The sequence below is a fragment of the uncultured Succinivibrio sp. genome (assembly GCF_902756765.1).
Lineage (GTDB): Bacteria > Pseudomonadota > Gammaproteobacteria > Enterobacterales > Succinivibrionaceae > Succinivibrio.
This window is the reverse complement of the sequence record NZ_CACVSS010000063.1, coordinates 1-11,909: the sequence shown is the minus strand read 5'-3', so window position 1 is coordinate 11,909 and position 11,909 is coordinate 1. Positions and strand designations below refer to the sequence as shown.

The following is an 11,909-nucleotide window of genomic DNA, read 5'->3' as shown; positions in this document are numbered from 1 at the left end:
ACTCTATTTGGAATAACAAAGCTGGTTATACCCTTTTTCTGGGAAGTTTCTGTATCAATTGTCAGATAGCCTAAATGATAAAGCAGAGATACCATCTGAACTTTATCAAAATAACTGGTACTGTTCAGATTCATCTTGTCAGGAAGTTTTAAGTCAATTGGCTCTTTATTGAACATTGCCTGAACTATTTCTTCTCTAACATTATTCTCACAGAGATTCAGCATACCTCTTAGCTTGCCGACATCATCATTCAGAGATATCTCATTCGGATTTGGAAGTTCCCTTTCTGAAATCACACTCTCAAGATAGGCAAGACAGAGATTGGAATTAAACATTTTTTCTTTTGCTTTCTTCTCAAAAGCATACCCATCAAAGTTTTCCTCCATAATCTGCATTACCTGCTCTTTGGTAATATCAGAAAGCAGAGAAAAATCTATAACCTCAGATAATTCATCATGGGTAAAGCCTATCATAGAACCAAAGTCCAGTTCATAACTAATATTGGTTGCAATATTAAATCCAGAAGTTACGGAATCTAAAGAAACAGAAGAAACACCAGTAATAAATAATCTGTCTATAGCACCGCTGCTCTCACCTCTATAATACTTTTTCAGCAGAGCATAGAATCTCTTGATTAGTCCTTCATGACCTTCAGCGGTTGAGGTTATATCTTTGAAAGCTTCCTTATCTCTTGTCAGAATCTCATTGGCAAAGTGATCATATTCATCAATGATGACATACAGATATTCTCCTTCTTTTGCATTCTTTGAGAAATTGTCCAGAAAAACCTGCATTAAATCAGTTGCGCTATTATAAAGAGAATAATCCAGCTGTTCTTCTGTGAGACCTTTATCCGGATAGAAATTAGTAAAAGATATAATGGAACTGCCTACAGCTTATTTTTTTTACTGATATCGTAGTAATTATGCAGCATACTTGCTGTAAGACTCTTTCCAAAACGTCTTGGACGCAGGAATACAGGAACTTTTGTACCTGCACTATTTTCAAGATAGTCAATAAATCTGGTTTTATCGACATAAATGCAGTTACTTTCTCTAATCTCGGTTAGAGAACGCATTCCTACTATGATCTTTTTCTTTGCCATTACGATTCCTTATACATTTCCTACTGCCATTATATAAAACATGACAGGCATGTTTTTGTCATTTCTTGTTTTTTCTGACTGCAATCTACAGAAGAAAAGAAAAAGATATGACAACTGGTTATAGGAAGGAACAGCCACTAAGGACACATATCTTCAGAAAAGGATATTTTCAAGAAAAAACGCTGAAAAAGGGCCAATATTATGCCATTTTCTTACAAAATCTCACCAAAATCACCTATAACCGTAAATCACTAGAGAATTATCTTTTTCATCAAAAAAAATAGCAGAGCGGAAACCTCAGACTTAAGAGTAAGGCGAGGTTTTAAGAAAAATTTTGAAATAATCTTCGACAGTTGTACTAATGTTACCTAAGAAAAAAAGGCAAGAGTATTGGTTACCTTGTCAGAGCAAAAGAAAATCTGATAAACGGCTTCTTTAAGCCATTTATCAGACAAATCAAAATTCACGAAAGAAGTGATCAACAGAGAACTAGTCTTTTATATCCAAAGTCAGTTTGGCGAAATCCAGGTTAACATCAACTGCAAGCTCTGGTGGGAGTTTTTGCAGGATAGCATCATGTCTGTTATTGATGTTCCTGTATTCCCCTTTATTTCTAAGAATCTTGTCAATTTCCTCAGCAGGATAGTTATCAAGATTCATCTTTGAAATCTTGTCAAAGTTTTCATTGGTTAACGTAAAAGAAACCTTGGCTGTTCTTTTACTCTTTGGATCGCACATCTGATCTCTGCTGTTTTGCTCATTAAAGTAATACATAGAGAAATTACTTGAATAATTCGCAGCTACAGAAACATTTCCGTCAGGGTCCATATTTAAAGACATCGTATAATTTTCATTACTTTCATCTTTATTTCCGTGTGTTTCAAGTAAAGGGCCCCTTCTATCCGGATCCAAAACAGTCATCATACCTTTATTCATTGACAGGAATGTAGTCTGTGCAATCACTGATATTAAGACATTAACTTTGTCTTTAGTCTTTTCATCAAGTTCATCATACTTTTTCGCTGGATCTTTGCTTACAAACTGAGCCAGCTCATCACGTGCCACAAGAGGATCCTTGTCAAGCATCTTTCCGTCAGGCAAAGTAACATTAAAATCTCTCTTAATATCTTTGAAGAAAGATGTTTCCTCAAACTTTCCCGCCCTGAGAAGTCTAAGTCCCTCGATGATATCCACGTTCAGCAGGGAACTAAAATCTTTTTTAACTAGCTGTTTAAAAATCTGGCTAGGCTTAAGCCTAACTCCTGCCTTGGAGAAGATGTCAACCAGTTTCTCCTTTAGGTAAGTTTTCTGCTGACTTAAGGCATTACCCTGCATAATTATATCCACATAGGACTCCATCTGAAGTTTAATCTCATTTTTTAAAGAACGAGTCAGACTATTGTAGATTGAGTTCTCATCAGCAGAGAATTCATCAGGATTTGGGTTGATATAGTCAGGAATTTCCTTAGGCGCATCAAGTCCCAACTGCCCACAGACTGTACTGTGCAGAGTAGCAGAGTAACGCTGTAATTTAACGATCATTGCATAAAGAATGTCGCCAGAGCTTTCAGGAATATGAGGGAAGCTTGCAGCGCCGGCTTCCAGAAGTTTATTGTAGAAGCTCTGCTGTTTGATATTGTTCACAGATAAAAATGCCTGTCTTACGCCCTGCTGCTGTTTTAAAGATAATCTTGAAACAAGGATATCCTCAATAAACTGTTCGAGAGGATGTCTTTCTTCATCATCTATCACAACGTCTTTTCCTTTCAGCAGATCATTTACGCCCTGGTCACTCAAGATTGTCGCAATCGCAGAACGCTCATCCTCTATTCCTTTGAAAATTTCCAATTGAGAAGATTTGGAATTCAATGCTGACAGATTACTGATATCTGCATTTAAAGTTGCGTTATATAACCTGGTAAACATTCCATCAGGAAGACTCTTTCCAAGCAAGCCCTTAAGAACTCTAAAGGCATAATTTGACATATGCTGATCCTTCGGAGCAAGAGAACGTATTTCTGCAAGATTGGACTTTATTCCGTTAATTTTATTTTTTAAAGAATCTAATGAACGTGGTTCAGAATTACCCCCGAGCACGATTCTTCTTGCATTTGCCATCAGGAGTTCATGTAAATCAGCATCATTCTGTCCCTGCTCAAGAAGGTAATCAATATTCTCATCAAAAGCTTCTCTCTTATTTTCACTTACTTCACAGGCTTTCAGGATAATTTCTTTTTCGGCCTCAAACTGATTTTTCAGCGAGGTTACATCCTCAACAATTCGGTTGCCCTGCTTATCATAAGCATTATCTTTAAGGTAGGAGAGATAAGATGTTGTAAGCTTTGGTTTCCCCAGCTCCTGTGAGCCGGCAACTTTCAGCAGGAATTTATTCTCGTGATAAAGTCTGTCATTCAGCATGTTTTTTAGCGCATCTTTATCAACAACATTATTATTATGCTTATCCTTTACCATAGGAGGATTCTTTAGAATATCCGAAACAGCTTTATTTAAAAGAGAGCATAGAGCTTCGGTATTTCTGGTTTGACCACCGTTCTTAGCCTGAATATCCACCACGGTTTTATTTATAAGCCCTTTGGCAATCGAAGAAGCGGTATTCTCATTGATCTGCTGAGAATTAACAGACCTAAACTGAGCAGCTATATTCTTTATCTCCTGTCCTTTAACCGCTTTCGTCATATCAATCTGAGAGAGCTGAGCATTAAGCTGGCGATTTGCAGGCAGGCCGGCAGAGGCAAGCAGAGTTTTCTGAATCTCATTTATAAGGTTAGCAACTCTCTGTCTTGAATGACCAAGATTAAAACAGCACTTGAACTTATGAATAAGGCCAGATTTTTTAATCTCACCAGAATCTGATAAATAGTAATTGCTGCCGTTCTTTAAAGCGGCAATATTGTCTAATGTAACCCCCATACCTCATCACCTCTATAAATATTCTTTTTGCTTAGCTCATTGTTCCGACAGACATCAGAGTCATCGGATCTGACTCAGTTTTCAAGGAACTGTCTGCAGACTGTTCCTGAACCTTTTGGGTTACCATTGAAATCAGGCTGTCATGGACATTCTGAGCAGACTGAGAGAAACTGTAGATTCTCTGCAGTAATTCTTCTGAAGTAATACCTTCAATCTGAATATAATTTGTAAGCACCAGATTCTCATTTACAAGACCGATAAAATTAAAGTCGGTACCGGTGCCGTTATAAGAAAGACTTAGAGCGGCCCTTAAAACCGTATCAGAAAGAGTTGATGTTTTTTCCGGATCGGTTACTACGGAAAAAATAGCAATATCGTCATGTTCCTGACGGTACTGCAGGGTTATTATCATGTCACCAAACTCCAGGGAACAGGATTCATTGGCACTGACCTCAATATCCAGTTCCATAAGTTCTGATAAATCTTTAATTAGGCTTGCAAATAAACTCATACCGGTATCTCACTATATAATTATTATTTGTAGTATAAAGTAATCGGAAAAATAATATTTTTATCAGGATCACTTTTTTTTTAATTAAGACACAAATCATGAATAAAATAATCATGGTCAAAACGGGAAAAATGTTTAATTATGAAAAAATTCATTATTAAAGCTTATTGACAGCTCCACAGTGGCTTTTCGGCAATCTTTGGTAAAACCAGAATCAAGCCTCTCATCACATCAACTTACTCAAAATATTAACGCTTAATATTCTGTTCAGAATACACGAGGATAATGCATCAGAAATAACGATCGAAGGTAACACAACAAGCTAATTCTTCAGGTTGATTTTTTTTATATAAATGTGATCCAATAAACGAGAAATAATATTTTTTCCACCATATTTTCAACTATAATTATTCATACAATGAAGTTTAATTTTTTAAATTCAAAAAAAACAGTTTCTTGTAAATTAAGGAGTTATTATGAGCGATTCAAAGATTTCTGAGGCAGAGATTAAAGAAATTCTTTCAGAGTTAGCCAGAGTTTCAACAGGTCATCTCAAGAATATTTTTTCATCTGCACCAGCAAATAAAACCTGGGAAGAAATTGAAGAGAGATTGTCCAAAGGTGAGATCTTAAAGGATATTTGTGAGCTCTCTGATGATTATATGGAATCCTCATATAAAAGCGCCAAGCAGAAACTTGAAGAATCAGCTTTTGTTGAAGCAAAAGATATATTTTACAATCTTTGCCTTTTTGATCAGACAAAACCTAAATACTGGGGAGGTCTGGGTAAATGCTGTGAAGGGTTAAAAGAGTATAAGCAGGCAATTGAAAGCTACAAAATGCTAACTCTTGTCACCGGAGGAGCTGAGCCCCTGCCTTACCTGTGTCTTGGTTACTGCCATCTAAAAAATAAAGATAAACAAAGTGCTCTTGAGGTCTTAGAAGAGGGAAAAGATCTCTGTGATCCTTACGATCATGAACAAAGACCAGTTCTGGAGCAGTTTGAGAATTTAATTTCTATTTGTAACAAATAGTTGTTTTAAAGGAGAATAGGTATGTCAGATCCTATTTTAAATACTACAAATGTAGTTAATACAAATAATATTGATCAGGTTGATCAGATTAAAGAAGACAATGATGTTATCGATAAAAAAACCGAAGATACACAGAAGAAGTTAACATCTCAGGATAACATCGAGCAATTAGGTACACACAAAAAAACCGGTAGATTTGGCAAGATTCTGAAAAGCATCGTTGGTGGTTTTCTTCTTGCAGCCGGAGTCGTTGCTGCTACAGTAGCAACAGTGGCCTCTTTGGGTATTGCACCAGCTGCTTTCCTGGGAATTTCTGCAGCTATCGGAGGCATTACTGGAACCTCTATAACCGCTGGAGTTACAGGCCTTGCCGGCATAGCCTGTTTAATCTGCAACTTTTTCGGTGATCATAAGACAGAATCATTTGTAGACGGTCAGAACACAAATGCCAACACAAATGATAATCTTGAAATGATTAAAAATGACGTAAATAATGTCAATCATAGCGTTCACAACAATATTGTTAATAATAATGCACAAGCTCCAAACCAAAATACAACTGGCTACATAATAGACTCTTTTGAAAATCTTAAATTCTACTCACAGACAGTTTTAACTGGCAGAATTGAAGATGAAAAACAGACCAGTTTCCTCAGGAAATTCACGAATAATCAATTACAAAACAGCGTAAAGGAAATTGTTGATAACGCTTTTGAAAGAGCTTCAACCGATGAAATTAAGCAAATTATCAGAAATACCTTTTCTCAACGTACTGATATAGAAAAACAGCTTGAACAAATGAATGACTATGAACTTAAGAATGTCTTTATGTGCTGTATATTTGGTAATAGAGATAATTCTCACAACGTGTTCTCCTGCAATACTAAATCTACACCGGAAGATTTCATTGCCTCTATAAAATCACTTGTTGAATTCTATGTTCCTGTAAAAGAGCAAATTCAGATTCAGGAAAATGAAGAAATTCATGAAGAACCGATTGTGGTAAATGAAGGAGATCCAAAAGAACCTGTTGCCAACAATAAGGTTCCAAAAGATCCTGAAGGAGAAAAAAAAGAGGAGCCTGAAAATCCAAAGATCTAAGATTCTTTGATTACTCTGAGAAGATCCCGCTATCGCGGGATTTTAATTATATTCAAATCCTAGAAATGATTCTTTATGCTATCATAATACGCGCTCAGAGCCTTTTAATCATATTCTTAATAAGCCGCTCGTTAAGAGGCAGAAAGTATCCTGCAACAGGACCAACCACAAAAGCACAGATCAGAGTGCCGATTCCAACAGTTCCTCCTAGGAGGAATCCACTCAGGGCAAACAGCAGATCAACACCGACTCTGACAGGAGCAAACTTTTTACGGATCTTGTCACTTAAAACTACGGCCACGAGATCGTTAGGACAGGTACCGGCTTCAGATTTAATGACGATGGTCATGCCATAGGAAAGAATTGCGCAGCCTAACATTCAGCACAAGTCGAACCGGCATATTAAGAATAGGTACAAGAATCGGATTTAAGATAAAGTTAAAGTCATCAATGATGGGACCGCCCAGAAACATGCAGATGAGAGTTCCGATTCTTACATAGGATTTGTCTGTCAGGAGTAGAACAAGGATGATAAGAAAGCTCACCATCATATGGATTCTGCCGTGGGTTATAAACTCAGAACCTATGATTCGCTGTTCAACTCTTAAAATGCCCTGAATGAGGACATTAAATGGATCGGCTCCAAGATCAGCGATTAAAAACAGAGTCACACCAAGATGGGCGATGGTCAGACCTATCAGAAGAATAAAGACTCTTGCCAGATTTTTTTTTATTGATTCCTGCATATAGATTCCACAAGACTGATGTGATCTGCGAAATTATATTGGAACCTGCTTAAAAAAAACATAACAAAAGTAATATCTGAGAAATTGAGTATGAAGGCCAATATGCCCCCATACTGGAGGCATATGATTTAAAGCAGAATGCCTGTTTTAGAATGTGTATTTAACACCGGCAGAAAAGACATGGTCTTTTACGTTTTCTGATCCGGTGTAGGAATAACCTGCACCCAGACCTAAAGCGCCATATCTTGCTTCTAAGCCCAGAGAGCCACGAACACTTACAGTATCCAGGACTTCAGCATTGGTTGAAACATTGCCATAGTTACTGTCAAAGCCGGTAAGAGTTGCCTTGGCATCAAGCTTCTTATCACCGGTGTTGATGGTAGCGGTTAAATCAAACATTGGTTTCAGGTTCCATTCGCCACAGACAAACTGTTTTGAAACCTCTACACCAACAGGAAACTGGAAGTAGTTCTGGCTGATGCTGTCACCAGTCATCATTACCTCTCCCTGTCTCTTAACCTTGTACTTATCGATGTTTGCATGATTGAATCTGATTCCTGCATGAGGAGCAACATCGACATAGTCCAGAGCAAAGCTGTACTTGGCATTAACACCGGTAGTAAATGTATATGATTTGGTGTTGTTTGAAGACAGAGTACCGTATGCAGTATGAAGATCAGTATCGGTATTCATTTCTGTATAACCAAGATCAGCCATAACCTTCAGATTCTCATAGTTATATGAGCCATAGGTTCCAAGTCCCCAGAAAGAAGCATCATCCTCTGAAGGATCAAGACTGCCCTGACTGTCAGTTTTGGCATGACCGACAAGACCATCAAAGCCAAGACGGACACCGTCAGCAACTTCAAAATCAGTACCCATGCTCAAGCCATATATCTTAGCCTTCAGACCATAGGTTGAACCTTCAATCTTGAAGGAGTCAGACTTGGAGTGCTTATAGAAAGGCATTGCCCAGACAGTAGCATTGGTTCCTTGTACCGCAGCGTGATTTGCACCTGTTGTGGTAAAGCCGTTGTGCTGCTCGACATTATCATGAGCAACCTGAGCTACCAGCACGTTTAACAGAGGAACACCACCAAAGATAAAGCCGGTTACAGAGTTTGCCTCATCACGGAATCTTGAGACTTCTTCCTCAGAACCGGTTCCGATGTTTTCAATCATCTGAGAAATCAGACCAAGACCGTTATTCTTTGAAGAATCTGTTCCCGAGCCGTTTGCCTGGCTGATAATTGCTCTTGAAAGGGCTGAACTGATACCTCCGCTGACAGCGGCAACACCAGATGAGGATATGCCGAGATCAACCACGTATTGACCATTATCCGCTGTTACGTCATTAATCTGGTAGAGAATATTTCCTGATGACAGATAGGACTTCCAGTCGGTCGGTGTTTGTATACCACCGTTAGCACCGGTTACAACGATATTCTTTCCGGATGTCTGCCTACCTTTGAGAACAATCTTTGAGCCTTCCTCAACAGTAAAGGTACCATTGCCATCAGTAAAGGTAACAGCGGCACCCTTTGAGAATGCACCACCGTATAAATCAAGAGTAGTACCTGACTTCAGAGTGAAGGTTTTAGCAGCAATATCGCCTACGTTATTATTATCTTTGGAGCCGTCCAGATAGACTGCATTGGTGCTGCCGATATTTATTCCAGAAGCCAGAGCCAGTAAAGCCTTGCCCTCTGCAACGGTACCTGTTGAGCCAAAATTACTCTTGTCTCCGACATAAACAGCTGAACCGGATAGAACAGCCAGCTTGCCGTTATTCTGGAATTCCAGTGTAGAGGTTGAAAGAGATGATGGGTCAAGTTTTACTACAGCAGAACATACTGTCTTACCGGTCTCAATACTGGTACGGTAGATCTTTGTGTCATTTTTAGCGGTAAGAGTCTGAGAAACGATATCGGCACCATCCAGAGTTGCCTCACCTTCAATTGAGATGTCGGTTGTATTATCTACAGTTTTCCAGTTTTTAATGGAGGTTTTTCCATTGAAGGTAACTAAACCGTTTCCATTGGTAGTAATTGAGTCTTTACCTTCCAGATTAGTATCTCCGTTAAAGGTTGCCTTACCATTACGGCCCACTACAATCCTGCCGCCTTCTGTAACAGTCGTATCACCGGTAACATTCAGATGTGCACCGGAGTTACCGGTGGTGTTGCCGACTGTAACCAGAGAACCGTTGCCTTTTACCTCAAGACCTTCCTTCATGGTTAACTGAGCAGGATATTCTTTTATGCCCAGAATCTTTAACTCACCACCGTTTTGTACAGTAACTTTTTTATTTACTGTAAGAGAAGGACGCTCCGCCTCGCCTTCTGATGAATAATCATCAAAGTCACCAACAACAACTCTACCGTTATCAATGGTGAGTTCTCCATTAATGGTGGCTGATTCGTGACCAACCTGAATACCACCGTTGACAGGTGTATTGGCGATGAAGTTGTTAACAGATGTTCCCCATACACCATACTGATTCTCTAAAGCTGAAAAACCGTTAGAATTGACAACGCCCTTTGACTGTACGTTTATATTGCCATTTATGGTGGTATTTCCCAGATCCAGAGCAGCCTGATCTTTTATTGTCATACCGACCGAAGATAAATTAACGTTTCCTGAAAGATGGCCTGTACCCATTCCACTATAGGTAACAGCATTACCAAATGATATGGAAGTGCCGGTATTAGCATCTAAATGCAGTAAACCTGCAGATACGTTGGTTTCACCTGAAACAGAGAAATTCTGATTACCGTTTAATTCAAATCTGGCTAAACCGCCTTCGACAGTTACACTGTTAACACTGATAGCTCCAGCTACGTCCTTATTGGTTATATTCTGAAACCTGGCGTTATTCAGGAGATTAACTGCATTCTGGTAATTGCCATTGTAGTCCATGACAGATTTCATTAAAGCATTACCTTCAAAATCCTCGTCATCGCTGTCTTCAGCATTCTCCTGAATCATGAAAGCCATCTGTGAACCAAGATTACCGGAGACTAAGACTGGATTCCCGTTGCTCAGAGAACCTTCATTAATATAAGGCACGATGCCGTTCAGAGCTTTCTCACCATAAGGTGTCATTATAGATGTTGCTTGAGAGTACTCAATATCAGCATACGCACAGCCGACTGAAGATAAAATCATTAATAGTTTTAAGGTGTTAGCACCAGCACATCTGATACCGGCTCCCTTTGACATAGCCTGTCTGTAGACAGCAAGATAAGCTGAAAACAGCATATGCATAGCATTTCTTGTTTGTTTTATCATTTCTTGTTTTTACCTAAATCAAATTTATTAACAGGTTATTTGAACAGGGGATCCGCTTTAAGCGTCCCCTCAAATGCTCGTGAGAACATTTTTATTTTTATATGGATTTTTTTCTTTTATAAATAGTGATCTAAATAACCAATCCGACTAATTCTACTCTAATAAAAGCCATAATTTAATGACAAAGCTCATATTCAAAGGCAGTTGTTTTGTTTAGCTGCCATGAAAGAGGATATCGATTCAACTGGTCCAGATCATTACTTTGAATACCTCCTAATCAACCTAAAATTTTGTATACAAAGACCGTTACAACAGCAGGACCTAAAAAGCTATTGCAAAAAGCAGAACTAGGTCCGGATTTTCGCCCCTGACTGCAGAACTCTGCATTTTCCTAATATGCTGTTTATGAGTTAATCATAAAAATCAATCATTCCAGAATCTGATATGTATTTAGAAAAAATATCGTGAAGATAAATGGTTAGGCTTACTTTATAAGAGAGGAACAATAACCTTTAAGACTGCATAAAAATCAGATTATCAGCCGGAAGGAGCTGGTCTTTGAGGAAAGCTACTTTTGAGTAAGATTCTTCTCTTTACGAAGGATCCTTGCAAACAAAAATAAGATGATAAGAACTTAAGTGTAGTTGAAAACAGATAGTACAATGTACTATAATTAAAATAAAGTTTGGAGGTCATTATGGCATTCTCAATTCGCTTAAATCCTCAGGAAGAAAAACTGGCTCGCGGTTATGCGACTCTCAACGGTATTTCTCTTGGAGAAGCTTTTAAGAGAGCACTCTTTGAGAAGATTGAAGATGAGTATGATATCCGTATGGCAGAAGAAGCTTATAAGGAATTTTTAAAAGATCCTGTTACATATAGTCACGAAGAAGCATGGGCAGAGATTTTTAAAGATTAGTTATGAAATATACCGTAGTTTATTCCAGGCAATCTATTAAAGAATTAAAGAAACTAGATCGTAGTGTTGCAGAATTTATTAAGGCTTGGATTGAAAAGAATCTTGTTGGCTGTGAAAATCCAAGAATACACGGCAAAGCGCTAAAAGGCAATCTTGCAACTCTCTGGAGATATCGTATCGGAGATTATAGACTGGTGTGTGACATCAGAGATAACGAGTGTATTATCCTCGCTGTTGCGATTGGACATCGAAGAGAAGTTTACAGGCCCTA

Annotated in this window: 11 protein-coding genes; 4 read left to right on the top strand and 7 right to left on the bottom strand. The window is 38.4% G+C overall.

Features of this window, described 5'->3' with window-relative positions; genetic code table 11:
* The 4 genes from QZU45_RS08850 to QZU45_RS08835 all read right to left on the bottom strand — a co-directional run.
* On the bottom strand, positions 1–794 hold a 794-nt coding region (locus QZU45_RS08850), incomplete at its 3' end, for an AAA family ATPase (protein WP_295354297.1).
* A 95-nt stretch (positions 795–889) separates the two neighbouring features.
* On the bottom strand, positions 890–1,105 hold the full coding sequence (locus QZU45_RS08845; RefSeq protein ID WP_295354294.1) for an AAA family ATPase: 216 nt from the start codon (positions 1,103–1,105) through the stop codon (positions 890–892).
* 489 nt (positions 1,106–1,594) lie between these two features.
* Entirely contained in the window at positions 1,595–4,036 is a 2,442-nt protein-coding gene (locus QZU45_RS08840; protein ID WP_295354291.1) for a hypothetical protein, read from the bottom strand.
* 31 nt (positions 4,037–4,067) lie between these two features.
* Positions 4,068–4,547: a type III secretion system chaperone gene (locus QZU45_RS08835; RefSeq protein WP_295354288.1), complete on the bottom strand. Its 480-nt coding sequence runs from the start codon at positions 4,545–4,547 to the stop codon at positions 4,068–4,070.
* Positions 4,548–5,023: 476 nt separating this feature from the next.
* On the opposite strand from QZU45_RS08835, the gene QZU45_RS08830 reads away from it, so the two are divergent.
* The gene (locus QZU45_RS08830; RefSeq protein WP_295354286.1) at positions 5,024–5,581 is read left to right on the top strand and encodes a hypothetical protein; all 558 of its coding nucleotides are present in this window, start codon (positions 5,024–5,026) and stop codon (positions 5,579–5,581) included.
* A 21-nt stretch (positions 5,582–5,602) separates the two neighbouring features.
* Positions 5,603–6,682: a hypothetical protein gene (locus tag QZU45_RS08825; protein WP_295354284.1), complete on the top strand. Its 1,080-nt coding sequence runs from the start codon at positions 5,603–5,605 to the stop codon at positions 6,680–6,682.
* 94 nt (positions 6,683–6,776) lie between these two features.
* On the opposite strand, the gene QZU45_RS08820 is transcribed toward QZU45_RS08825, so the two are convergent.
* The 3 genes from QZU45_RS08820 to QZU45_RS08810 form a co-directional block, all read right to left on the bottom strand.
* Positions 6,777–7,031 (bottom strand): hypothetical protein, encoded by a 255-nt coding sequence (locus QZU45_RS08820; protein WP_295354281.1) that lies wholly within the window; start codon positions 7,029–7,031, stop codon positions 6,777–6,779.
* Positions 7,015–7,428 carry a hypothetical protein gene (locus tag QZU45_RS08815; protein ID WP_295354279.1) on the bottom strand — a complete coding sequence of 138 codons (414 nt, stop codon included), beginning with the start codon at positions 7,426–7,428 and terminating at the stop codon, positions 7,015–7,017. Before QZU45_RS08815 ends, QZU45_RS08820 begins: the two co-directional genes overlap by 17 nt.
* 147 nt (positions 7,429–7,575) lie before the next feature.
* The gene (locus QZU45_RS08810; RefSeq protein WP_295354276.1) at positions 7,576–10,719 is read right to left on the bottom strand and encodes an autotransporter outer membrane beta-barrel domain-containing protein; all 3,144 of its coding nucleotides are present in this window, start codon (positions 10,717–10,719) and stop codon (positions 7,576–7,578) included.
* A 697-nt stretch (positions 10,720–11,416) separates the two neighbouring features.
* On the opposite strand from QZU45_RS08810, the gene relB reads away from it, so the two are divergent.
* A complete protein-coding gene (relB, locus tag QZU45_RS08805; RefSeq protein WP_295354273.1) occupies positions 11,417–11,638 on the top strand; it encodes a type II toxin-antitoxin system RelB family antitoxin in 222 nt (73 codons plus the stop codon).
* Positions 11,639–11,640: 2 nt separating this feature from the next.
* Positions 11,641–11,909: type II toxin-antitoxin system RelE/ParE family toxin (locus QZU45_RS08800; RefSeq protein WP_295354270.1), on the top strand; the 269-nt coding region annotated here is incomplete at its 3' end.

Excerpts from the sequence above, each read along its gene's own strand:
- QZU45_RS08845 (WP_295354294.1), bottom strand. The coding sequence starts at position 1,105 with ATGGCAAAGAAAAAGATCATAGTAGGAATGCGTTCTCTAACCGAGATT.
- QZU45_RS08840 (WP_295354291.1), bottom strand. The coding sequence starts at position 4,036 with ATGGGGGTTACATTAGACAATATTGCCGCTTTAAAGAACGGCAGCAAT.
- QZU45_RS08835 (WP_295354288.1), bottom strand. The coding sequence starts at position 4,547 with ATGAGTTTATTTGCAAGCCTAATTAAAGATTTATCAGAACTTATGGAA.
- QZU45_RS08830 (WP_295354286.1), top strand. The coding sequence starts at position 5,024 with ATGAGCGATTCAAAGATTTCTGAGGCAGAGATTAAAGAAATTCTTTCA.
- QZU45_RS08825 (WP_295354284.1), top strand. The coding sequence starts at position 5,603 with ATGTCAGATCCTATTTTAAATACTACAAATGTAGTTAATACAAATAAT.
- QZU45_RS08820 (WP_295354281.1), bottom strand. The coding sequence starts at position 7,031 with ATGACCATCGTCATTAAATCTGAAGCCGGTACCTGTCCTAACGATCTC.
- QZU45_RS08815 (WP_295354279.1), bottom strand. The coding sequence starts at position 7,428 with ATGCAGGAATCAATAAAAAAAAATCTGGCAAGAGTCTTTATTCTTCTG.
- QZU45_RS08810 (WP_295354276.1), bottom strand. The coding sequence starts at position 10,719 with ATGATAAAACAAACAAGAAATGCTATGCATATGCTGTTTTCAGCTTAT.
- relB (WP_295354273.1), top strand. The coding sequence starts at position 11,417 with ATGGCATTCTCAATTCGCTTAAATCCTCAGGAAGAAAAACTGGCTCGC.